This window comes from Coleofasciculus sp. E1-EBD-02 (assembly GCF_040218245.1).
Lineage (GTDB): Bacteria > Cyanobacteriota > Cyanobacteriia > Cyanobacteriales > Coleofasciculaceae > Coleofasciculus.
Genome location: NZ_JAVJQN010000040.1, coordinates 173,897 through 198,025 on the forward strand (window position 1 = coordinate 173,897; position 24,129 = coordinate 198,025).

At 45.3% G+C, this 24,129-nt stretch carries 20 protein-coding genes and 1 pseudogene; 15 read left to right on the forward strand and 6 right to left on the reverse strand.

Annotated elements, in window-relative coordinates:
* The first annotated feature begins 54 nt into the window (after nucleotides 1-54).
* The gene (locus RIC07_RS07855) at nucleotides 55-627 is read left to right on the forward strand and encodes a CAP family protein (RefSeq protein ID WP_446394027.1); all 573 of its coding nucleotides are present in this window, start codon (nucleotides 55-57) and stop codon (nucleotides 625-627) included.
* A 222-nt stretch (nucleotides 628-849) separates the two neighbouring features.
* Here RIC07_RS07855 and RIC07_RS07860 read toward each other — a convergent pair whose 3' ends face one another.
* Nucleotides 850-1,137 carry a hypothetical protein gene (locus RIC07_RS07860; RefSeq protein WP_446394028.1) on the reverse strand — a complete coding sequence of 96 codons (288 nt, stop codon included), beginning with the start codon at nucleotides 1,135-1,137 and terminating at the stop codon, nucleotides 850-852.
* A 173-nt stretch (nucleotides 1,138-1,310) separates the two neighbouring features.
* Between RIC07_RS07860 and RIC07_RS07865 the strand changes: the two genes are divergently transcribed.
* From RIC07_RS07865 to tnpC, 6 genes and pseudogenes are all read left to right on the forward strand, one after another.
* Nucleotides 1,311-3,866, forward strand: coding sequence for a HEAT repeat domain-containing protein (locus RIC07_RS07865; RefSeq protein ID WP_446394029.1), 2,556 nt, complete (start codon nucleotides 1,311-1,313; stop codon nucleotides 3,864-3,866).
* Complete coding sequence (locus RIC07_RS07870; RefSeq protein ID WP_446394030.1) at nucleotides 3,803-4,039, forward strand: NACHT C-terminal alpha/beta 1 domain-containing protein; 237 nt, start codon at nucleotides 3,803-3,805, stop codon at nucleotides 4,037-4,039. The genes RIC07_RS07865 and RIC07_RS07870 overlap by 64 nt, the downstream gene beginning before the upstream one ends.
* Nucleotides 4,040-4,222: 183 nt before the next feature.
* Nucleotides 4,223-4,606 (forward strand): hypothetical protein, encoded by a 384-nt coding sequence (locus tag RIC07_RS07875; RefSeq protein WP_446394031.1) that lies wholly within the window; start codon nucleotides 4,223-4,225, stop codon nucleotides 4,604-4,606.
* Between the two features lie 65 nt (nucleotides 4,607-4,671).
* Nucleotides 4,672-5,028: a XisH family protein gene (locus RIC07_RS07880; protein ID WP_446394032.1), complete on the forward strand. Its 357-nt coding sequence runs from the start codon at nucleotides 4,672-4,674 to the stop codon at nucleotides 5,026-5,028.
* A gap of 47 nt (nucleotides 5,029-5,075) precedes the next feature.
* The gene (locus RIC07_RS07885) at nucleotides 5,076-5,411 is read left to right on the forward strand and encodes an element excision factor XisI family protein (protein ID WP_446380423.1); all 336 of its coding nucleotides are present in this window, start codon (nucleotides 5,076-5,078) and stop codon (nucleotides 5,409-5,411) included.
* Between the two features lie 210 nt (nucleotides 5,412-5,621).
* Nucleotides 5,622-7,109, forward strand: a pseudogene (gene tnpC / locus RIC07_RS07890) (IS66 family transposase).
* A 551-nt stretch (nucleotides 7,110-7,660) separates the two neighbouring features.
* Here tnpC and RIC07_RS07895 read toward each other — a convergent pair.
* On the reverse strand, nucleotides 7,661-10,033 hold the full coding sequence (locus RIC07_RS07895) for a M48 family metalloprotease (protein WP_446394033.1): 2,373 nt from the start codon (nucleotides 10,031-10,033) through the stop codon (nucleotides 7,661-7,663).
* Between the two features lie 561 nt (nucleotides 10,034-10,594).
* On the opposite strand from RIC07_RS07895, the gene RIC07_RS07900 reads away from it, so the two are divergent.
* The 3 genes from RIC07_RS07900 to RIC07_RS07910 all read left to right on the forward strand — a co-directional run bounded on the left by RIC07_RS07900 (nucleotide 10,595) and on the right by RIC07_RS07910 (nucleotide 14,137).
* On the forward strand, nucleotides 10,595-11,347 hold the full coding sequence (locus RIC07_RS07900; protein WP_446394034.1) for a cistern family PEP-CTERM protein: 753 nt from the start codon (nucleotides 10,595-10,597) through the stop codon (nucleotides 11,345-11,347).
* Nucleotides 11,348-11,989: 642 nt separating this feature from the next.
* Nucleotides 11,990-13,378: a hypothetical protein gene (locus RIC07_RS07905; protein WP_446394035.1), complete on the forward strand. Its 1,389-nt coding sequence runs from the start codon at nucleotides 11,990-11,992 to the stop codon at nucleotides 13,376-13,378.
* Between the two features lie 48 nt (nucleotides 13,379-13,426).
* Nucleotides 13,427-14,137, forward strand: a complete 711-nt coding sequence (locus RIC07_RS07910) for a DUF4351 domain-containing protein (protein WP_446394036.1) — start codon at nucleotides 13,427-13,429, stop codon at nucleotides 14,135-14,137.
* A gap of 356 nt (nucleotides 14,138-14,493) precedes the next feature.
* Here the strand turns inward: RIC07_RS07910 and RIC07_RS07915 are convergent, their stop codons facing one another.
* On the reverse strand, nucleotides 14,494-16,107 hold the full coding sequence (locus RIC07_RS07915; RefSeq protein ID WP_446394037.1) for an NACHT domain-containing protein: 1,614 nt from the start codon (nucleotides 16,105-16,107) through the stop codon (nucleotides 14,494-14,496).
* An 18-nt stretch (nucleotides 16,108-16,125) separates the two neighbouring features.
* On the reverse strand, nucleotides 16,126-17,316 hold the full coding sequence (locus RIC07_RS07920; RefSeq protein ID WP_446394038.1) for an NACHT domain-containing protein: 1,191 nt from the start codon (nucleotides 17,314-17,316) through the stop codon (nucleotides 16,126-16,128).
* Between the two features lie 259 nt (nucleotides 17,317-17,575).
* Between RIC07_RS07920 and RIC07_RS07925 the strand changes: the two genes are divergently transcribed.
* Together RIC07_RS07925 and RIC07_RS07930 are read left to right on the forward strand one after the other, a co-directional pair.
* Nucleotides 17,576-18,175 carry a hypothetical protein gene (locus RIC07_RS07925; protein ID WP_446394039.1) on the forward strand — a complete coding sequence of 200 codons (600 nt, stop codon included), beginning with the start codon at nucleotides 17,576-17,578 and terminating at the stop codon, nucleotides 18,173-18,175.
* 122 nt (nucleotides 18,176-18,297) lie between these two features.
* Nucleotides 18,298-18,804, forward strand: coding sequence for a hypothetical protein (locus RIC07_RS07930; RefSeq protein ID WP_446394040.1), 507 nt, complete (start codon nucleotides 18,298-18,300; stop codon nucleotides 18,802-18,804).
* 44 nt (nucleotides 18,805-18,848) lie between these two features.
* On the opposite strand, the gene panB is transcribed toward RIC07_RS07930, so the two are convergent.
* A complete protein-coding gene (panB, locus tag RIC07_RS07935) occupies nucleotides 18,849-19,628 on the reverse strand; it encodes a 3-methyl-2-oxobutanoate hydroxymethyltransferase (protein WP_446394041.1) in 780 nt (259 codons plus the stop codon).
* Nucleotides 19,629-19,815: 187 nt separating this feature from the next.
* Nucleotides 19,816-20,943, reverse strand: coding sequence for a ligand-binding sensor domain-containing protein (locus tag RIC07_RS07940; RefSeq protein ID WP_446394042.1), 1,128 nt, complete (start codon nucleotides 20,941-20,943; stop codon nucleotides 19,816-19,818).
* A 639-nt stretch (nucleotides 20,944-21,582) separates the two neighbouring features.
* Between RIC07_RS07940 and RIC07_RS07945 the strand changes: the two genes are divergently transcribed.
* The 3 genes from RIC07_RS07945 to RIC07_RS07955 all read left to right on the forward strand — a co-directional run bounded on the left by RIC07_RS07945 (nucleotide 21,583) and on the right by RIC07_RS07955 (nucleotide 23,914).
* A complete protein-coding gene (locus RIC07_RS07945; RefSeq protein ID WP_446394043.1) occupies nucleotides 21,583-23,013 on the forward strand; it encodes a form I ribulose bisphosphate carboxylase large subunit in 1,431 nt (476 codons plus the stop codon).
* Nucleotides 23,014-23,098: 85 nt separating this feature from the next.
* Entirely contained in the window at nucleotides 23,099-23,485 is a 387-nt protein-coding gene (rcbX, locus tag RIC07_RS07950; protein ID WP_446394044.1) for a RuBisCO chaperone RbcX, read from the forward strand.
* A gap of 78 nt (nucleotides 23,486-23,563) precedes the next feature.
* Complete coding sequence (locus RIC07_RS07955) at nucleotides 23,564-23,914, forward strand: ribulose bisphosphate carboxylase small subunit (RefSeq protein WP_446394045.1); 351 nt, start codon at nucleotides 23,564-23,566, stop codon at nucleotides 23,912-23,914.
* Nucleotides 23,915-24,129: the final 215 nt, after the last annotated feature.

Consider the following 24,129-nt stretch of genomic DNA (forward strand, 5'->3'; position numbering starts at 1 on the left):
TGATCGGTTAGCTTGGATATACAACTTTTTTCCATCCGCAGACGGGAGTAGCCCATGAATCGGCAGCAATTCGTTAAAGGTATGTGTCTCGGTTTGGCAATGATGATACCCTTGGGGATAATCGGCAGTAACTCAGTTATCGGGCAAACTGCCATAAACCTAGATACATTGCGTAGCACAGCCCTGTCTCAGCACAATACCTATCGAGACACTCATCATAGTCCAGATATGACCCTGAGTGATTCCCTGAACAACAGCGCTCAAAATTGGGCGAATTATCTGGCAAGCAATGGCGTTTTGGAACACAGTAACTCGGATGCGGGAGAAAACCTCTATGTTTCCTACACGACAGCATCGTCTGTAGACGCCGCTACCTTAGCCAACCAAGCGGTTACAAATTGGTACAACGAGGTTTCAGACTATGACTATAGCAATCCAGGATTTTCTCCGGAGACAGGGCATTTTACCCAGGTGGTGTGGAAAAATAGCACCCAATTAGGATGTGGTGCGGCACGGGGCGTTAAAACGATTCAAGGGACTCAGTACAATGCCTTCTATGTGGTTTGCCAATATACGCCTGCGGGTAATGTGATTGGACAGTTTCCCGATAACGTTATGGCGCCGTAATTAAACCGCCTTGGGTTTAAACCCAAGGCTAAAAGCGAAAGTCAGCTTTAGCTGACTGGATAAGAGTTTTAGTCTACAAAGCTTGGATTATCGGGTGTCGGGGCTTACTGGCAAAGATGCAAGATCAGGACTTACACAGCCATACCATATATATTGGTTAAGGTGCGTTACGCTACGCTAACACACCCTACAGATAGAGCTTTTGCGTAAGTCCTAAAGATATTAGTCGGAACAGGAGTTGCAGTTGCGATCGCTCGTTTTCAATCTTGTTTGTACACCTTGGGTTTTGAGAATCAGTTCAATGCCCTGAGTGATCATCCCTGGGATAACATCTAGTACGGGCTGACCTGAGAGTACATCAAGATTGCCTTCCACACCGATAAGTGCGGCTTGCGCGACGAGTGCGCCAGTGATGACTCGCCGCACAAACTTTTGTTGTTTTTGTTGACTTTTGTCACTTTTTGTGATTTCCGTGCAATTGGTCGATTGGGTCGGTTGAGAGTTGTTCATAGTGAGAACCTTGAAATGTCGTTGAATCAAGGCTCTCTTTGGGGTCGTAGAGCAAAGCAACTGCCATTGTGTCATGGCTAGAAGCCTTTTGAAATCGGGGTTAAAATAGGTTTGGGGTAGATCCTTGGTTTGAGGTAGCCCAAACTTTTTTTGGAACTATATAGACTTCGCTCATGCGCCAACCGACCAAGGGACGAGTTCTGCAAGAGCGCGTGTGGCGCTTTATAGAAGTTCTACTGACTCAAGCTGAGAATTCGTCTAATTTTGAAATTAAGTGGGAAACTGATAAAGATACTGGCAGACCTAATTTTGTAGTGAAAACAAGGCGGAGATTCCTTGAGAGTCTGGCGCAATTAAAAAAACATGAATTCACCGAAGTTATCAAAAGCCTAGAAAATCTCCAAATTTGGGACGACAGACGCCTCAAACAAGGACAAGGTTCAGAAATTGGGTCTTTCGCGCTCAAGCTTTGGAGTACAGACGCACAAAGAAATCGGGAAGAGTTTGAGCGAGTGTGGAATGGTAGCAGAACAGCTAAATCCAAAGCGTTAGAGGCGACTTACAAGAAATCAAAGGCTCATGATGAAGCTTCACAGGATAAACTTAATTGGCAAGACTGTTGCCGTAAAATGCTTCCGGCAGAGTTATCCATTAATCCTCTGCTACATGGGGATGGTGTGGAACTAACCCTTGATGATATCGTGCCATTGGAATTGGTAGAGCGCAAACAGCAACCCCAGTACGAGGACGATTTATCACCCGATAATTTCTACAAAAAAGCCCCCACTGAATACGAAACACCTGTTGAACACAGCCAATTTATCGCTCAAGTCTTGGAAACAGGGGACAACCTTAAGAATCGGGATAGAAAAATTGCAGTTATTGGAGAACCGGGGGCTGGAAAAACAACACTTTTACAGGAAATTGCTCAAGCAGCAGAGAAGACTGGAGGCTTACCGATTTTTGTCAGGTTGGCAGACTTAGGAGAAAAAACCTTAAAGGACTATCTGCTAGAAGATTGGCTAGAAGAGGCTACTGGTAAGCGGCGTATCCCAGAGGATATTCAGGATGACTTTGTTGAGCAGTTTAATTTAGGTCGAGTGTGGCTGCTGTTAGATGGAGTTGATGAAATTTCAGCAACTGATAAGCAGCTATCTAACCTTGAGAAGCAGTTGAAGGGTTGGGTAAGCGAGGCGCGAATTGTGCTGACTTGTCGAGTAAATGTTTGGGATGTTGGCAAAAATAACCTTTATGCTTTTGAGAAGTATCGCATCCAACCGTTGAGTTATCCTGGCTTAGTTGGTGATTTTATCCACCGTTTCTTTTCCAAGGCTGGCGAACAAACGAAAGGAGAGAAATTAATCGAAAAGTTGGAGCGATCGCAACCGCGAATTCGAGATTTGGTTAAAAATCCTTTGCGGTTGACTCTGCTGTGTCGAACTTGGAAACGGCGACAAGGAGAATTGCCACAGACTAAAGCTGAACTCTACAAAGGTTTTGTTGAGACGTTTTACGAGTGGAAAGACAAACCTGAACTTGATGAAAATAAACGTCAACTCCTTGAGCAAGCGTTGGGGGAGTTGGCGAAAAATGCGATTGATAAAGAGACAACTAAGTTTCGGCTACGAAAATCTGTTGTTCGTCGGGAATTGGATAAGTTTGATAAGTCGTTGTTTGATTTAGCTTGTCGTGTAAGTTGGATTAATCATGTAGGTATGGCAGCCGAAAATCCAGATGAACCTGTCTACGCTTTCTTCCATCCCACGTTTCAGGAATATTTTGCAGCGCTGGCGATCGATGATTGGGACTTTTTCTTACCCCGCGCCCACGATAACCGTAATCCTAAACCAGTCTCAGAGAAATACCGGATTTTTGAGCCGCAGTGGAAAGAGGTGATTTTGCTGTGGCTGGGGCGTGAGGAGGTGGCGAAGGAGCGGAAGGAGGAGTTTATCTGGAGGTTGGCAAGATTTAAGGATGGATGTGGCGGTTTTTATCACTATCGAGCATATTTCCTTGCAGCAGTTGGGATTGCTGAGTTTCGGGATTGTAGCCTCGCTGATGAAATTGTTGAGGTAATTCTCAAGTGTAGCTTTGGTTATTTCAATATTGAAATCCAGAAATGGCAAAAAAATTTCGATATTATTTCCACAGAAGCAAAGAATGTATTAGATGTATTGGCTCAAACAGCACATACTAAAGTTATTGATGTTTTGACCAAACAGTTTCCTCCTGACAACCTGGTGAGCTGGGAGGCTACTCTATTCTTAGGAAAAATCAGTGATACCAATTCAACTGGCATTAGGGCTTTAATTGATCTACTTACCAGCCAGTATTTTTTGACTCGTTACGAAGCTGCTTATAGCTTAGCGCGAATTGGTGCTGGCAACCAAGATATCATCAACAGCCTGACAAGCCTATTGAACTCTACTCAAGATAGAGAAATACGCTTATTTGTTGCATGGGTTTTGGGTAAAGTCGATCTGGGAAATCAAGATGCACTCAAGGCATTGACAGAGCTGTTGCACTCCAGCAAGGATAACGAAACCCAGTTGCGGGTTGCCGAGAAGTTAGGAGAAATCGATCCTGGAAATACAGATGCCATCAAAGCACTAATCAAGAGATGCTTGACCAAAACTGCCCAGAGTGCGACTCAGTACCCGAAACGATGTCAGCACTCAAGCTGTATTGGAAATCCCTCAAGCGCAACAGCACTAAACGCCATTTTTTAGTCTTGTACGCATCATCTACCCATCCCTATAACCAGGCATTTCTCACAGCTTTAAGCAAATTCGGGCGTGAGATTTGTGTTGTCACTGAGCAACCCATTGACCACATTCCCTTAAAATACTTCGCACCAAGCCAGTCAATCAAAGACATCCTGGAATGGATACGCACAAACTAGTGGCGTGACCCAGCTAAAATGGTGGTATAGATTGTAGGTTGGGTTGAGGAACTAAGCCCAACAAAAGATAGGGCTAAAGCCCTTACTACGAACCCAAGCTAATCTATCAAATTAGGTGTGCCACGCCACTAAAATTAATCCAGATGTACCAATTGATATCCCTTTTTTCAGGTTAACCAGACTATGAAACTAGCCAACTTATCAACAAACACTCTCGAAAAAATTAAATCAGTCCGCTGGGACAGAATTATCGAAAAGCACGAAGGTCCCGAAGATTGGGAATCAGTTTTCAGATATTCTGAACCCGAATTTATGGAAATTGAGGGATGTTGGGTGCTATTACCTATCGAACGAGAGCATCATGCCAATATCACAATCCTGCGTTCGATTTGGAGTGCTGATGGCAATTCCCTAACCCTGTTTCTCAAAGACACCACCTATGATGATGACCCGTTTTTCTCCGGCTATATGGCTGTTTGCGATAAGGTGAAAGATGAAGATTTCTTTTTGGCAATTTTATATCATGAATGGTTTATGATTGAACGAACAGATGTTTTTGAGTTATGAGCGCTATATCTTCTGGGAAAATGTGAGTTAATCTATATTGACCTTAAACAGCAAGGTATAACCTGATGCCTAGAAAAGATACCTTTCACGATATTGTTCGCCGCGCCCTTGAAAAAGACGGCTGGACAATTACTCACGATCCCCTTTTACTACGCTATGAGCTAGGCAAGCTGTATATTGACCTGGGAGCCGAGAAAGTCTTAGCCGCAGAACGAGACGGACAAAAGATTGCCGTTGAGGTTAAAAGCTTTCTGCAAAACTCTACTATTTCAGAATTTTATAGCGCTCTTGGACAGTTCATCAGTTATCGCATCCTCCTGGCAGAACAATATCCAGAATACATTCTATATCTTGCTGTACCACTAGATACCTATACTTCCTTTTTCGCTACCCAACTTGCCCAAGGCATCATTAATAGCTAACAATTAAAATTAATTGTTTACAACCCACAACAGGAGGTTATTGACCAATGGCTACACTAGATCAGTACCGTGAAATAGTGCAGAAACTCCTGCAAGATTATGCCGCCTTTAGTCGTAACGATCAAGAGGTTGAAACCGAACTTATTTTCGACACGACTAGAGATCACTACCAACTTGTGCATATTGGTTGGCAGGGCGAACGACGGATCTATGGTTGTATTTTACATCTTGATATTAAAGACGGAAAAATCTGGCTTCAACACAACGGTACAGAAAACGACATTGCTGCCGAACTCGTAGAAATGGGAATCCCGAAAAGCGATATTGTCATCGGCTTTCACTCCCCCTTTAAACGCCAATTCACCGAATATGCTGTTAATTAGGGGGTAAGGATTCAGGGGTCGTGGAAATCCGATGAAGGGGGAAGGCTTCGCCTCCTTTTGGCTATGAGTCGAGTACGGCAGTTTGGCAGAGGCGAAGGCTTGCCCCTTTTGCTCCGGCACGGAGAGAACTACCTGAGTGGAAAAATCGCAACGATGGCGCTCTAGTAACACAAAATCTGCTTAAATATAAGGTATGTGAGTGCTGTTGCCATGAAGCCCAAACTTGACCCAAACCAACTCAAACAGTTGCCCACCGAGGAACTCGTTAGCTTGCTGGTGCAGCAACAGCTTGTAATTGAGAAATTGCAACAAGAGATAGAAAGGCTCAAAGCTATCCAGAAACTGGATAGTCAAGCAAGTTCAAAGCCCCCTTCAACGGACTTGCTTCTCAAACCGGAAAAACCAAAACAGCCGAGGGACAAGAGCGCTGGCGAAAAGAGTAACAGTAGTGGGGACAACAGTGCTGGCGCAAAGAGCGACAAACCGAAACGAAAGCCAGGAGGACAACCAGGTCACCCAGGTAAGACCCGTAAAGGTTTTGGGCGAGTCGATAGATACTCCATTCTCAAACCCCAAAAATGTACTAGCTGTGGCTGTGTAGAATTTGAGGAAAATCCAGCATCAGTGCAGCGGCAGCAGGTCGCGCAACTGGTAGCACATCCAATAGAAATAGTCGAATACCAGAGACAAACCTGCCGTTGTGCCTGTTGTGGTCAGCTAACAGCAGCGCCTTGGTCAAAAGAAATTGTGCCAGGACAAGACTTGAGTGTGAGATTGCAAGCACTACTGGTGTGGTTAGGCAACTATGGACATCTATCTTATGAAAAGCAGCAAGAACTACTGTGGGAACTGGGCAGGATTGAGATAGGAGTGGGAACTCTGAATGCCACAAATGCTCGGATGGCGGATGCGGTGAAGGAAAGCGTTGACGATTTGCGGGAGTGGATCAAACAGCAACCGTTAGTCCATGTGGATGAATCTCCTTGGCCAGTGTTGGGTCTCAAAGAATGGTAGTGGGTGAGTGCGACACAAGAATGTTGTCTATTTCATCCAGGTGATACCCGCTCACGAGCCGAATTAATCCAACAGTTGGGGTCTAGGTTTGATGGTGTAATCAATAGTGATGATTACAGCGCCTATAATGGCTACGAGGTCAAGGCACAACAGAAATGTTTAGCCCATCTTTTACGTCATTTCAAAAAAGTCGTGAAATTGAGCCATGGTAATAATCCGGCTTTAGGGCAAGCGTTCATTGAACTGATTGAGGAAGCCTTTGCCCAACATAAGCAATGGCGTCAAACTCAAGATTCTACCTCTTTCTTTACCTGGGCTGCCTCTTTTAAGCTACGAGTGGCGCTAACCATACAACAGTGGATAAGTACAGCCGGATATGAATCGGGCAAGTTACTGCGCTCTTTACGGGATAAAGCCCAACAATGGTGGTACTTCCTCGACCACCCAGAAGTGCCACCGGACAATAACTTGGCGGAACGTTCTCTGCGTTTGGCGGTGACAAAACGTAAGGTCAGTGGTGGGTCTCGCTCAATGAAACGATTTCAACAGACGGCAGACTTATTAAGTGTAGTGCAGACTTGTCGGCGACAAGGACGGTCGGTGATTGAGTTTTTTCAAGCTGCCTTGATGGCTCAAACTGAGTCGGGGCAATCTGTGTCGCTGTTGCCTGAACCTGTCCCTTGAAACCCAGTTGTCTGTGTCCCTTGTGATTGAACTCGACAAGGTTACACACTGGCAAACCGAGGCTCCATTCCTACCCATCATCCTGAGAGATGGGTGGTATCAGCCTGATGCCGGGGTTTTGAGCCTGGGCGCACTCGCCGATATGACTTAATTCCCTTTCCCAACTTACTTTGGTACGGCTCGTACACCCAGGCTTATTGATGAGCTAAACACAGACCTGAATCCTTACATTAGGGGTTGCTGAATAAGTCTTGTGATGAGGGGAGGGAACAGGGAACAGTTTCAAACCTGATCCCGTTAGGCTTGGTTTTTGTCGCCAGGATTATGGCACTTAGTCGGGGCGGGTTTAGTTACATCAGGGTGACAACAAATGTTAGTAGTTAAACCCGCCCCTACAAAAACTGACAGGTGTAGGTTTTTTATTTTAAGGTGGGGACTAGACAAGGAGGACAAGGAAGGAAAGAAGACAAGGGGGAAATTGTGAGTCCCTACAACAGAAAGATGACATACTTCCGATTTTAATCGCCGTGGGAAAAGGGGGTGACAAACATCTATGCAGGTAATGTCCAAATTAAATAAGATGCCCATATTGCTGCCACCACCGCCAAAATAACTAACCATAATGGATAATGGGCGCGACTGACTTTCCCATCTGATGTACTCAATGTTTCCACATCAATCCAAGGCGTAACTCCCCGCCGAAACCAACCCATTACTGTCACCGATTCACCGACTAAATCACTGGGGCGAGTTCCCAGGGGGAGTAAGTTACCCAGAGAGCCTAAAATGGAAAAGTAATGCAGTTTCACTAACCCGCTATCCGTTTCAATAATTAAATCCACGCCTAACCAATTCTGCAATCCTCGCCGCCCTAAAAGTTTACCTGTAAATTCCACAGGTTGATGAGTAGAGGGTAACGCATTCGGATCAGCTAGCATTTGTTCCAAGCTGGGTTGGTGACGAATCGCCGCAGGTTTGATATCGGGAAAGTAACGATTAATCCAGAGAATAATACTTAAACTAAAGGCAATTAGGATACAAGCATCCAGAAATGACCCAGCATTGTGTAACCAGATTAGCCGCCAGAATCCAGTTATCCACCAGCGAGATAGCCAATCACTGAGAATACCGAGTAACCAGAATCCAATTCGCAGCACAACACCGACAACGAATCCGGTTAATAGAACACTTTGAAATAAGGGAAAGGCTTCATAACTGGCAATGAGTTTTAACCAACGTGTTTTATTATCCCGTATGGGTGGTGGGGGTATGGGTAAATCTAATTCTGTCCCCAGTCGCCATTCATAAGCATAACGGGCGCACAAATGCAAGCGATCGCCTAATAAAGGATGAGCGGCTGTGATAATTAACCAGTGGCGGTAAGGGTTGGTACATTCCCACTGTAAAACCCGTTCAAAGGGGACATGGGGCGAACAACTGCTTAAGAGTAATCCTTGGCGGTATCCTACAGGTAATACTAAATCAAAGCTATCCCACAAGGGGCGGGTTTGTTCGGCTTGATGGATGGCATCACTCATTCCTAAGCCGATTTTCAATAGCGCCCGGGTTAAGCCATTAGGATTTCCGGTGGTTTCTATCGCCACGCGATCGCTATAGTAAATTCTAATCCGGGAAAACCACAGCAGGGGGAGGCGCAGTAGCCAGTAAGTAGCGTAACCTAAGCTGGAAATAATACTGGCAATTCCTAAACACAGAGGCGGTAACACTCGTTGGGTGGCGGGGTATTTGCGCCGAATCCATTCCGCTAACTGTTCTCCCCCTTGGGCAACATATATATATAGGAGATAGGGAAACTGGAGAATTAATGTGCCTAGAGAACTTAAGATAAAGTCCCTGTTTACAATATGTCCCAACTGAGTCGCATAAATCGTGGCGACTTCATCGTCAGCCAGTTGTGATAAAAGTCCTTCACTGACGACAATTCGGGCGGTGCGCGGTAAATTCCCATAAGCTATCGCTAACGGCGCTTCTGTGGGTAAAATACCCAGCGTCGGTAACGGTAAACGGCGTTGACGACAAAACCGTTGGATCACTTTAGCCGATTCTGAGGATCGCGCCGAGAGTTGGCTGACGGAGAGTGGTTCTAATCCATACACCTGTCTTAATAGCCAATCCATTAACCAGGGAGAGACAATTAGCACCAAGATAGCCAAGACAGCTAAAACCTGAGTGGGATCACGGTAGAACCATTGAATCGGTGATAATAACGGCAATTGCACCAAAATCGTGTTGGTGGTTGCCATTAAGAACTCTAACCAGAAACGCAGCACCCAAGCAAACGCGATCGCACTTGCAATCCCAATTAACCCCAATCGCCTTAATTTCGGGCGTTTGAACGGACGCCAGTTTTCTGCACGCCCTAAGTTGCGAAACCGAGGGCTGGGGGAAAAGACAGAGGGTGCTGAAGGGGGTGTGAAAGCAACCGGGAGTTGGGATGAGGGTTGAGGAGGTTCGTTTCCCGGAGACTGTTGTTGCGATTTCCCTCCTGTAAATAGACGTTTAGCCGAATCAGTTAACCGTTGTTTAATCGTTCCCGGTTTAGAGGAGGGCGAGTTGAGGGGAACAAATCCCGTAGGATTCGCTGAAGTGTCTGCTTCTGGCGTAAACCCCGTCTGATTGGCTGGAGGTGGGGATTCCGCCATGAGTTCCGGTAAGGTATTTGTCGCCCATTGTTGCACTTTGGGATTGAGATCTTGGGTAAGGGTTTGGCAAAGCGCGATCGCATTTGGGATATCACCACTGCGGCGATAAGCCTTGACTAGGGCGACACTGGCGCGGGAGATAATAGCTTCATCTAACTCAAATTCGCAGACACCTTCCAGGTGTGCGATCGCCACATCGTAGTTGCCTTCTTTGAGAGCCGCTAAACCAGCATCGAGGGAGGGATTGGGAACAGAAGCCATAATCGTTACACTATACCCTGCTCTTTTACAATAAGCTGTCCTGCCGAGAATATTTCATCCGGGATAAATCGCGGGGGGTTGTCTCACCCTGTCATTGTAAAGTTTTGTGTAGGGGCGAGGGTCATGTTTATCGTTTCTGGGTCAGTATTTTTCCACAACTTTATATAAAGTTTACCTTAACTTTACATCAATTTTAACAAGATTCATCGCAACTTCACAATTAACCCTTTCACTAGAGAAAAAAACTGGCTATACTCAAAACTGTTGAAACAATTAGCATAGTTGTGTGGGCGCTAATGAGTTTAATCCGTGATTTTAGTTCATCGATTTTCTGCATAAAATAGGAGCAATTTAAACGGTGAACTAGCCAATAAGAAAAATTTTCAAATTTCACATTCAGGGTAGATGCTTGTCCGGATTAATCGAGGGATTTGTTTGATTTAAATTCCTGGATAAGTTTTCTGTGGCTAAAGTCCAGACACTCCTATTTTTTCCCTATTGACGATAGCTCAAAACAGTTCAGATGTCCCAAGGTAAAAGAGAGTTTGAGGTTAACGGAGAATGAAATTACTCAATATTGCGCCTAAGGCATTCTGGGGTCTCGCGATACTGTCAGCCACTACCGCGTTTTCAGTCGCAACCCCTTCAGCGACGGCGATAACGATTAGCGGTAGCCGTGTTCAAGATATTAGTGCGGCTGATATTGGTGAATCCTTCACCGTTTTTTTAGGCGGTAATATAGATAGAGAAGAGACAGAGGGGTTGTCGTCCAAAGCGCTGTTTAAAGTAGCGGGCTTTGAAACCGTGACTCGGATAATTAACAATATCACCCAGCAGGTGACAGAAGTAAAATTCGACGTTCAGCTTAGTAATACATCTGAGCCAAATATTTTGCAAAGTCGGACATCTGGGTTTGGATTTGATGTCAGTGAAACGTTAATCGGTGCAAGTATTCAGGCAATTAACGATGCATCAAAACCCCTATTTCAACAGGCAAATTTAGGTAAAAAATTGTTGGATGGCAGGGATGGAACCGTTGATGTCTGCTATAGCGATCAAAAGAACAACTGTAGAGGTGGGAAAAGCGGCGGAGTAACTACGGGAAATATAGGTAATTTTTCGACAACGCTGACTTTAAATTCCGCGACTCAAACGGTTGATCTGGATAACTTCGGAGTCCGGTATCAAAGTATTGATTTAGCGGGGACAAAACGACTTGAGGATTTGAGCGGTACAGGTTATACGGTTACTGTAGCACCAGGGGGTAGCAAGGATTGGGCAGAGGAGGATTGTCAAGATTGTCATCTTCGATAAGGAATTGTTGAATTCTAACTGCAATGCTGTAAAAACATAACAACCTGTAGGGTGTAGGGTGTAGGGTGTAGGGTGTAGGGGCGAGTCGCTGCACAAATGTTCGGTGCGAGAATTAACCTATCTCGACTCGCCCCCGCCTAAATGTATGCGGTTTCAGATGATAACCGACGGAGGGCGACCCGATATAATTAAAGGCTGGGTAGTGTTAATTAAATTCGGCGGGTCGCCCCTACAGGGGGAAAACCGATAAAATTAAGAATTGGGTGGTATTAATTGGTTACGTCTCTTTGCCCATACAGTGTTTTATATTAATCAAAAATAACCGAATTTTACCCGGTATTTCATAATCGGTGATACCCGAAACAGGGCGACCCGACATAATTAAGTGTTTGGTGGTGTTAATTAAATCCGGCGGGTCGCCCCTACAGGGGGAAAAACCGATAAAATTAAGAATTGGGTGATGTTAATTTGTTCCGTCTCTTTGTCCCTACGGTGTTTTCCTTAAGTTGACACCAATGGACACGTACCCCTCCCCGCTGCCATATTCCTACGATGAATTCTCCTATTGTAGAAACTCTAAAGGAGGATCAGTCGTCTTCGCACCAGATGCCAATGACGACTCACAGTGGGAATTGTATAATAATGAATCAAACTGCCCAAGGTATTCCCGGTTTACCTGATCTCACTCATCCTCAAGAATTAATTCAGTTTGGAGAACAGTTACTCAGTTCATTCCTAACCCTAGCCTTACTCGTTGGGGCGTTAGGAATTGTCATTGCCATGATTGGTGCTGCATTGCGCCGCACTCAACCGGAACAAGCTATTTTTATTGGCGAATGGGTTGTCCGCTATTCTCAACTTTTACGGATATTGCTGCATGGAATCGTGGTGATTATTCTGTTAGTGGCGGGATTTTTTCTCTGTTCCACCTTGGGAAATCGTTACCACCATTGGGAACAAGCACAAGTGGCGGAAATTGCAGCAACTGTGGCGGGGGAACGGTTGGAACAATCTGCGCCGCAAGTTCGCTATATGGTAGAAGAACAATTTACTTACAATCGACAAATTAATGGCAGAATTGTTCGAGTAGAGGATACACAGGAAGTCAGTCGCTTGTTAGCTTTGGCAGGTTCTGAAATTCAAGTGACAATTAATCAAATCCGCAATTGGCAGGATCAGACGAATCATTACCAGATTGACTTTACGGCTACGTATCAGGTTACTAATACTCTAGCAGAAGCACAAGAACTATTTTTTGAGATTTCGCCACCCTACGGTTATTCATTATTGCAAAACTTTCGAGTCGAACAGCCGGGAAGGCGACTCGAACCGACCAATCCGAATAACTATAGTTTTCCGTTGCGTTTAGAACCGGGAGAAAAGACGGAATTTCAGGTAACGTACCAAGCCCAAGGCGCACCACGTTGGGTTTACAATGCAGGGGGACAGTTACTGTCTAATTTTCGCCTCACCATTGATGCTAATTTTTCCCAAGCGGATTTTGCCAGTGGGATTATACCCACCCAAATGCAGGATCAGGGAGAGGGGACGGTGTTTACTTGGCTGTTTGAAGATAATGTATCAGTTCGCAATCCCTTCGGTGTGTTTACCGCAACCAATCCGATTACGAATACAGGGGTAATTCCGCGTCTGTTGCTATTAGCGCCAGGATTATTTTTATGGTGGATATTGTTACTCTATCTCTCCCTACCCTTGAGTATACGGAATGTTGCGATCGCAGGGGGTGTATTCTTTGCTAGTTTGCTAGCCTTGACTTATTTTAGCCGGGTTATTGATGCAAGGTTAGCGTGGACAGGAATTTCGTTAGTGGTGTTGGTATTGGTTTGGGGATTAGGAAACGATCGCCAAACGTCACTGGCGGCGGTAGTATGTACGATCGCGGGTATGGTGTTACCGATTTTAGGGTTACTTGTACCCTATAGTGGATTAACCTTGAGTCTGGCGGGATTGCTATCAATGATATGGTTAGCCATCCTCAATTGGTATGGTATTCAATTAAAGAAATCCTAGGGGAGCATGTCAGGGACAGCATAAAACCTTATTGTAGGTCAATCAAGATTGAATTACGATAACGCTTGTAAATATTTAGCTGAACAATATCCGGCTGAGTTCGTGAGTTGGTTGCTTTCGGTGCAGTCGCCAGATATCCAAGTCCTCAAAACTGAACTGACTCTAGAACCCTTAGCCAGTTTGACGCAAACGGACACCCCTCAAGGCTTACTTGCACAGGTGGCGGAACAAACCGCTACAATTCCTGACAGGGAACAGCGACAAACTCTGGCGGGTTTTGCGGAGATTTTAGCTGGATTGCGGTTTGAGAAAGCTTTGATACGTCGGTTTTTTCGGGAGGACATCATGCGCGAGTCGGTTATCTATCAAGATATCTTGCAACAAGGAAGACAACAGGAAGCCCTTTCATTAGTCATGCGCCTACTCAAGCGACGATTAGGAGAGGTTAAGCCAAGCGCAATTGAGCGGGTTCGGGCGTTATCCATCGAGGAATTGGAGGAGTTGGGGGTAGCGCTATTGGATTTTTCCGGAGTTGCTGATTTAGTCGCTTGGTTTAACCGACAAAAGATGCGAGACGTGGAAATCGCTTTGATTATCCGCCAGCTAACCCGACGGCTGGGTGACGTTGACCCCTCACTGCGCGATCGCATTAACAGGTTATCAACAGAACAGTTGGAAGCGTTAGGAGTCACGCTGTTGGATTTTTTCCAAGTTGCTGATTTAGTGGCTTGGTTGGAGGAGCAACAAATGAGCGATTAATGATGGTGGTTTCAGAGTCAAGTCTGCGTCTGTTGTAATTAGTGCCAAGGTTATTTCTTTGGTAGTTATTGTTACTCTATTTCTCTGTACCCTTGAGCCTACGGAATGTTGCGATCGCAGGAGGTGTATTTTTTGCCAGTTGGCTAGCGTTGACTTACTTTAAAGTTATAGCAACCGCCATAGCGGTTAGGACGCATCATTTGGTAGAGACGTTGCATGCAACGTCTCTACAACAGTTCGGAAAGTCCTAATTAATGTGTCTACTGCTATATTAGGTGTGATCGCACTTTACTGTGAGGGGGATGGAAAATAAGTAATTCCCCTTTATTAGTAATTTGATGAAAGTGTGATTTCACCTATTCACACCAAGCCTGATGAAAAGCTGAGTAACTCATATTTTGGGCGCAGTACCAGATGACTGGGTAGCAAAGTAAAAATTGATGCTTTAATTGTCTTACTGCTAAATCAAATAAATCACCACCAAGAATATTCTTCATACTCCAAATAGCTGTTGTTGGAACTATTCCTTGATCAATTACTTCTAATAGACAATCAAAAGCCTCCCGACTACCAATGCCAATAAGTCCCAATCCTTCGATAGCGGCGTAATAAAAATCCTGATTTTTATAGGCTCTGACTATTTTAATTAGTTGTTGAATCGCTTTTTTATTTCCGTGACCAATGTAGCTCAAGTGATGAATATACGTAATGTGCAGTTCGGGATTTCTGCCAGTTTCCATAATCTCAATTAATTCCTGCACTTGCTCTTGAATTGTTGTTCCCTTTAAAAGCATATCAGAAAGTATAAACTTTTTTGTTTGGTTCTCTAGTTGATTCTGTTTATTATAAGCTTCACGCGCAATACTTAATAATCTACTTAATGCATCCTCACCACAATTTGGTCGATTTGAAGACCAGTTTGTCCAGTGTTCCCAGTTCCTCTCCCATGTCTCGCGTGTAATACCCCCTCCTATAGGTTCAAGTAGAATTTTATAGGCGCAGTCAAACATAGGATCTGATTCATCAGGAGTAGATTCTAGAAATTTTAAAGAAGCCCATTTACGAACTTCCGTACTTTGACTATTCTGTATTAAATATTTAAATTTTTTTATGGCTTTGAAGTTGCCTTGAGAAAGTTGAAGAAGGAACGAAGAAACTTCAAAAATATTTTGTTCACTTCTTCCTTCTTCATCTAGTAAATTAGATAACTTAGTGATTACTAATTTGCAATCTGTTTCAATTAACATCGATTTAGCGGCGTTCTCAACAAATTTAGGTGATTTAGACTCTTGAGTGTGTGGATAGGGAAACTTTACCTGATAAGTCTGACCAAAGCTCCATTTAACTATCTCGTTTACGATATGATTGCTAGTATTGCAATCGCTAAAATCATTAAACTCGGCAATACCTGCTGCTGCTAAAAAATATGCCTGATAACGATAAAATAACTCCGTACACCCATCTTTAAAATTTACCAACTTTTTAATAAACGCCTCTTTCTGCTCCTTCGTTACCTCTTCATCAGGTCGCCCCAGCCACAGCAAAATCACCTCTTTCCACTGCGGCTCAAAAATTCGGTATCTGTCTGAGACTGGTTTAGGATTAGGGTTATCGTGGGCGCGAGGTAAGAAAAATTCCCAATCATAAACCGCCAGCGCTGCGAAATATTCCTGAAACGTAGGATGAAAAAAGGCATAAACCTTTTCATTGGTATCTGCATCATTATAGACATGAATCAGCCAATGCAACTTACAAGCTGAATTAAACAAGTCTTCCCCCATGACATCGAGAGCAAAACTTTCTCGTATAGCGAACCGGGACTTTTCTTCGTCAATTGCCTCCCGTGCCAACAGTGCTAATTTTTCGTTTAACTCCTTCCGCTTTGTTGAAATTGTGGTAATTTTTTCGTCTTTCCAATCATAAAAAGCTCGCGTAAATTGCTCATATAGCGCTGCTTTAGTCTTCGGCAAATCCCCTTGACGAAAATATCAGCTTTGACACAGTAACGACAACAGAAGTGGGTTTTTGGCTAAATCCCGAATGCGCTGGTGTCTATTTGCGTCTAGCTTTTTCCCTAATGATTTCCCTAGTTTTGGTTTGTCAGTTTTGGAGAACCATTGGCAGATAAACTGTTTTACCTGATCAGGTTTATTGCTATCCCCATATTCCAACGGCAACGTGCGATACGTATCAAAACCCTGTAGTGCATAAACATTAGCATCCCAGACATTGACACGACAAGTCAGCACCACTCGCGCATCAGCAACCCAGCCTGTAAGTTCTTTCCTAATTTTGGCTAAAGCTTCAACAGGTGAGGAAGCTGGCATTTCATCCACCCCATCCAACAGCAGCACTACTTCACCACTTTTAAACAGTTCTTCTAGCGCTTTTTGCTGTTGTGTTACATCGGAAGTTTTCAAAGCCTCTTTGAGCCACTTCTGGCGCAGGTATTCTTCTAGAGTTTTTTCTCCTATGCTTCCTAAAGATATCCAAATTGGCAAACCTGGGGCTTCTGGAGAAAATGCGATCGCTTCCAGCAGAGTGGTTTTACCCGCACCTGGTTCTCCAATAATAGCGATGCGTTTACCGTGACTCTTTTTAGTTTGTCCCTGGTTAATAACTTCCTCTAAAAACCTGTTATGTTCATACGTATCGATGATTTCTTCCGTCTCTAGATGGAAAAAACGTGAACCTTGTTCTGGTGTAAGAGAAAAATCACGATCATGCCTGGGTTTATATTTGCGCTCAACTAATCCTAGCTGTACATAGAAGGGTTCAGACATTATTTCGCTAGCTTGTCGTCTAATGCTCTGCTTCTGAGTCTCCAGCATATTAAGACAAACTTCTCGCCAGTCAGGATAAGCGATCGCACTTGAAAATTTTACCCCTGAGTCTGACTCAGATATAGAATCTTGAACCTGCTGTTGCTGACCTTCCCACTCTTCGAGGGAACAGTCAAGCAACAAGTTACAGAAACCGTCAATGACCCAATATTTAAAAGTAGTTTGCGCTTCCTTGTAAAAAAAATTCCGTACAGTATCGTCTCCCGGTGGATCAGGATTAGCCTTAACTCGATCGCCCCAGTCGATTTGAAATCTCTCTATTAAAGCACGACCTTCTCCTGGTTTATACCTTTCCTCATATCTCTCCCGTAACTGTTGCCGCAAATCCGCAGGCAAGGACTCACGAAAGTCATTCTCTCTTTTAGGTCTATTAGATTTTTTGCGTTTCGATCTTCTGGTTCCAGGTTTCCCACTCATGTACCGCGAGATGATTGTGTGGAGAGTGTTTGAGTCATCATCTATTTTAGCGTTTCTGCTCAATCGGCTTCACATCGGCTTTTGATCGGCTTTTAACTTCCCCATTCAACGTTTGGAGTTGGTAGAACGTTAATTGTCCAATCCAAGAGGCAAAGTTATGGAATTCTCTAATAAAACGATGAAATCGCCAGTTGCACCGGATTGTGGTAATTTAAGGGATTTAAACTCAGAGAAACCCACACTGATGTCAGAGTCAGACTGGCCCCCCTATCCACCAGCAGGTGCAAAGCCTAAGTTTAATGACCCAGGTGCAGCCGAGTGGCGATACCAACGTTATAAATATGACCAATACGAAGCCGGGAAACAACTGGAGGAAATCTTATCATTCGACTCTTGGAAAGAACGATACTTTAACCCCGCACTCCTGGGAGGACGACCGGGAAGACCAGGAGGGTCAAACCAAGTCGCAGCGCGTCAAGCTTTGGCTAGCGAAGGTTTTCAAAACGTCGAAAATGTGGAACTAGGTGGCAGATATCCTGATATGGTCAAATACAACCCCGATGGCAGTACTGACTATCTGGAAGTGGGAGAAATGCTACAAAATGGACTACCATCTGCACGAGAAAGGGTGAAACTTGCCGACGAAATTTCAGCACTCGGCGAAAATGATACCGTCACGTTTGTCGATAAAACGGATATAACCAGACGCATTACCTATCGCCGGGGAGATACAGCGCTTTCCTCTGCTATGAGGTACAACATCAATCTAGCAGTTTGAGGGATAGCGGGCTAATACTGTACTCCATAAGAGCGCGAAGCGCTGTAATGTAGGAACCAAGACAGTAGACAATAACCGTTGACTGTCAATTGTCAATCCTCCTCTTAAACTCTCAAATCACTATGAGTTACGTTCTGCGCGTATTTTGCCAAAGTCCCCAACCTATATCCAGCAGCGAGATTACTGATTTCATCCGGGATGGCTACTTTTTTGAGCAACCGCCTCATTTTCAGGTTCAGCCCAACCCAGAGGCGGTGAAGGAGAATCATTGGAAATCCATCAGCATACAATACCAAACGGGCAAACGTCCTATCTTACTCGAACTCAACCTGAATGACCCAGTTCTCCAAGCGGAAATCAAGGAGATAATTGAGATCATTAATCAATCAGAACCGTTCAACCAACCGCAAGACCTAGTACAAAGACTCACCACGACGCAGCAAGTCATTGCTATTGATATCGATTCACAGGGATTAACAGACGCCGGATGGGAAATGCTTGATTGTTTGGAAGCTTATTTAGCGAAGCAGTTGTCTGGTATCATTTACGCACCTGAAGATGGTTTTTATAATGATCAGCTACAACCGATATACCACCTAGAAACCCCTGTCAGCATAGGAGCAAGATAGGAGTGATTATCGCCTGAACCCAGTTAAATTTTAGGAGAAGTCAACTATTTCCCCTCTGGAAACTGTCGCTCTCGCACATCATGACTATAGTCTTGCACCGCCTGAGTAATCACTTGCCGCAAATTCGCATAGACTTTGGCAAAGGGTGGCTGACGTTCTGAAAGTCCCAGTAAATCGGCGGTGACTAATACCTGTCCATCACAATCGACTCCTGCACCAATCCCAATAGTGGGAATGGTTAAGGTTTGTGTAATCTTCCTAGCCAAATCCGCCGGGATATGCTCTAAAACTAGGGCAAAAACACCCGCTTGCTCAAGGGCGATCGCTTCGGCTAAAATTCGCTCCGCTGCTGCTTCTGTTTTCCCTTGCTGACGATAACCGAGAAGATGTACCGACTGCGGTGTCAACCCGACATGACCCATCACCGGAATTCCCGCCGCCGTTAAGTGGGCTACAGTTTGGGCTATGGCTGGATGTCCGCCTTCTAATTTTACCGCCTGCGCCCCGGTTTCTTTTAATACCCGACCCGCCGAGTGCATCGCTTGTTGGAGACTTTCCTGATAACTTAAAAAGGGTAAATCGCACACCACCAATGCTTGTTTTACACCCCGACACACGGCTTTAGCATGGTGCAGCATCTCGTCCAAGGTTACGGGTAATGTTGTCTCATACCCCAATGTGACCATTCCCAAGGAATCCCCAACCAGAATAATATCTACTCCCGCCGCATCTAATAATTGTGCGATCGCATAATCCCAAGCGGTCAAGACGACCAACGGACGCCCTTGTTGTTTCCATTGTTTCAGTTGCTGGATATTGACCATTGGGGGAATTGTGATCCTTCGCTTCGCTAGTCGGACATGGCGCGTCTGTAGGGGCGGGTTTTACCGATAACGTTTAAACTCAAACCACTATCAGAACTAAACCCGCCCCGTCTAAATTATGAATGATGACTTCCCAAATAAATGACCAATGACCAATGACAAATGACCAATGACCAATGACCAATCACTAAAACGTCTCTGGCGGATTCTTCACAAACGCTAAATGGGGTCTGACTTGACCCGTGGATAGGCTAACCCAGGCTAGCCCTTCCGTTGTTCCCACCCATAATTTATTCCCTACATCTGGGGACAGGGAAAGAATATAATCCGAGGGAAGATTCGACAGTTCACCCAATACCGCTCCCGTTTCCGCTCGGATTTTTAATAAGCCACTTTCCGTACCCACCCACACACTCCCATCTAGAGCAAAGCGCACCGCTGTTACACTACGCCCCCGTAAGGGTGTCACCGAACGCGGTTCAGCAAAGGGATTATTGGGGTCAATCACTAACAGACTACTGGGAGTACCCACCCAAAGCTTACCATCGGGTCCTGTGGTTAGGGATTGGACAATGGTTCCAGGTAAATTACCAACACGCTGAAGGATAAGAGCGCTGGCGGTATCGATTTGTACTAATCCGGCTAATGTACCCACCCACAGTTGACCGTCTTCATCTAATGTCAAAGCATTGGCGCTAACACCGGGGAGTTCTTGCACTGTGGTCATTAATAATCCTTGGTCAGGACTAATCATAGCCAAACCGCGATCGCTTCCTACCCAGAGATACCCGCGCCGATCAACTTGTAAGGATAAGACCCGATTTGAGGGTAATGTAAAGTTTTGTGCAGTAACTTCGTTACTCCGAGGATCGACTCGTAACAACCCTTCATACGTTCCCAGCCAAATTCGTCCAACCCGGTCTTGGGTTAGGGCGTCAATGGTGTAGTTGGGTAAATCAATTCGAGCTTTCAATCGTCCGGTGTTCGGGTCAACTCGGGATAATCCTGAGTAGGTTCCCACCCAGAGGTCTCCTGTATAGTCGGGTTGCAAAGCGGGAACGCGAAAATCCGTGGGTAGGGGTTCGACTTCTCGCCGCAAGCGTTCGGGGGGTAAGGGGTCGCCACCCGGAGGAGGGGGCGCTCCTCTATAGTCAGGGGCTGTCCCCAGGTTGGTTTGAGCTAGGGGATCTTGGGCTAGCGCTAGGGTCGGATCAGGTTCCCCTCCTAAAGGAGAGATGAGTCTAGTCAAAGACAACCCTAACCCTAGCAGAGTAGCACCGAGGAAAAGACGAATCGGGGCATTCAAAGACGCCATGGTGTCTGAGACGATTTGGGTAGTTTTTCGAGATCTATATCTATATTAAAGAGTGATGGTACAGCCTCGACTATAGAATCTTTACCTTAATATGTCCCGAATGGATTCATTTGTAATAAAAATTAACATAAATTTACATTTCGTTGATTTATAACAGTACCTTATACAATTCTCAAGAATATTTGAAGTTAAACTTATTGAATTCTTTGGTATATTAACAACGTTGCTGAAAATTTAACGGGTCTGGCAAGGAGCTGCATGACGTGCTGCTTCACTAACGCGCTATGGTTGTTTAACTTGGCGTGAAATGAATTGCCAGATTAGCTAAAGCCAGAAGGGAAGAGAAGCCCACGTCAAGCAATCGTTTGTTTGGTGATGTGGGATAATAGCTCTTGCCCGATCCGCTTAATAAAAAAATGTCTTGGCTCAGTCAAGTTTTTTGACCCAAAATGGCGGATAATAGGTAATTCAGAGACCAAAAACCAACACGAGCAGGTTGGGTGTGGGGATGCACCCAATCGGGGCTAAGTTTCAGAGTCATTTTAGCGATTTTAGGGCTTAACTAAGGGCGTAAAATCGTTAATAATGTCTATGGAGTTAGCCTGTCGCAACATTCAGTAGTTCCTAAGGAAGGAAAACATGTCTTACGCTAAAACAAAAACTCAGTCAAAAGCTGGGTATGATGCCGGGGTCAAGGATTATAAATTAACGTATTATACTCCGGATTACACTCCTAAAGATACAGATATTCTGGCAGCTTTTCGCATGACTCCGCAGCCAGGAGTTCCCCCGGAAGAAGCGGGTGCGGCGGTAGCAGCAGAGTCCTCCACCGGGACATGGACAACGGTTTGGACAGACTTGTTGACTGACCTCGATCGCTACAAAGGTCGTTGCTATGAAGTCGAGCCAGTTCGTGGCGAAGATAATCAGTATATCTGCTACGTCGCCTACCCCTTGGATCTGTTTGAAGAGGGTTCGGTGACCAACATGCTGACCTCCATCGTGGGGAACGTGTTTGGATTTAAAGCTCTCAAAGCCCTACGTCTAGAAGATTTGCGGGTTCCTGTCGCTTATCTGAAGACGTTCCAAGGACCGCCTCACGGTATCGTGGTTGAGCGCGATAAGTTGAACAAGTATGGGCGTCCCTTGTTAGGTTGCACGATTAAGCCCAAGTTGGGTCTGTCGGCGAAGAACTATGGTCGTGCCGTTTATGAGTGTCTGCGCGGCGGTCTAGACTTCACCAAAGACGACGAAAACATCAACTCCCAGCCCTTCATGCGCTGGCGCGATCGCTTCCTGTTTGTGCAAGAGGCAATTGAAAAAGCTCAAGCCGAAACCGGTGAAGTGAAAGGTCACTACCTGAATGTCACCGCCCCTACCTGTGAGCAAATGATGGAGCGGGCTGAGTTCGCGAAAGAACTGGGTACGCCAATCATCATGCATGATTACCTGACGGGTGGCTTCACCGCGAACACCACCTTAGCAAAATGGTGCCGTAGCAACGGTTTACTGCTGCACATCCACCGGGCGATGCACGCAGTAATCGACCGTCAGAAGGTTCACGGCATTCACTTCCGGGTGCTGGCGAAGTGCTTGCGGCTGTCTGGTGGTGACCACCTCCACTCTGGTACCGTTGTGGGTAAGCTCGAAGGTGAAAAAGGCATCACCATGGGTTTTGTTGACCTGATGCGGGAAGATCATATCGAGCGCGATCGCGAACGCGGTATTTACTTCACCCAAAACTGGGCATCAATGCCCGGTGTAATGCCCGTGGCATCTGGTGGTATCCACGTTTGGCACATGCCAGCGCTGGTGGAAATCTTTGGTGATGATTCCTGCCTGCAATTTGGTGGTGGTACTCTGGGTCACCCTTGGGGTAATGCTCCTGGTGCAACGGCTAACCGTGTGGCATTAGAAGCCTGCATCCAAGCCCGGAATGAAGGACGCAATCTGATGCGTGAAGGTGGCGACGTGATCCGCGAAGCCGCTAAATGGAGTCCTGAATTAGCCGCCGCTTGCGAACTTTGGAAAGAAATCAAGTTCGAGTATGAAGCGGTTGATACCGTCTGATACCTGATGAAGTGTGAAGTATGAAGTGTAGAACTTCATACTTCATCATTGATACTTCAAACTGTTAGAGGGCTGGGATCAGACTATGGATCTAAAACGAGTTGCCAAAGATACAGCCAAAGTGCTTACCAATTACATGACATACCAAGCACTGCGGATTGTCCTGGATCAATTGGGTGAAACTGACCCCCCCCAGGCGCTGTGGCTGCATTCTTTTTCGGCAAACCAAGGAGTTCAAGATGGAGATGCCTATCTCCAAGCACTCCTGGTGGAAAAACAAGAACTGGCGTTTCGGATTATGACGGTGCGACAGCTTCTATCTGAGGAAGTGACAGACTTCTTACCCGAAATGGTTCGCAGTAACATTCAGCAGTCGAATATGGAATATCGACGTCAGTATCTGGAACGAATCACGCAACTCAGTCTATCTGACCCAGCCTCACCCGAACAGCAAGCTGATTCGGACACCTAGTTAGCTATTAAACCGGGTACTTCTGTCACCTGTTGGCATACCCGGACGTCAAAAACACAACCATTACAGAAAAACCCCATGCAAACGTTACCGAAAGAGCGTCGTTACGAAACTTTGTCCTATTTGCCGCCTCTGAGCGATCAGCAAATTGTCCGCCAAATTGAATACATTTTGGATCAGGGTTATATTCCCGCGATCGAATTTAGCGAAACCTCTGAACCCGAACAGCACTACTGGACAATGTGGAAGCTGCCCCTGTTCAACGCCACTTCGCCTAAAGAAGTTATGGCTGAGGTAGATGCTTGTCGCTCTGACTATCGCGACAATTTTATCCGCGTTGTGGGTTTTGATAACATTAAGCAGTGCCAAGTTTTGAGCTTTATTATCTATAAGCCCGGTGAAGGTGGTCGTAGCCGAGGTTACTACTAAGTAGCAAAGGCTTAAAATCTGCTGAGATAGGAAGGAGAGGTTTGATTACCTCTCTTTTTTTAGCAAAATCTCGCAGAATCCTACGTCTTGTATGCGTAGCATCAAGCGTAGATGAATGCGAGTCAGGATGTAAGTTGTTCACAGACTCCCTTCCTCCATAAATAAGGTTGAACTTTTTTGACATCAGCCGTTAAGTTTTTATCTGCATACAAAGC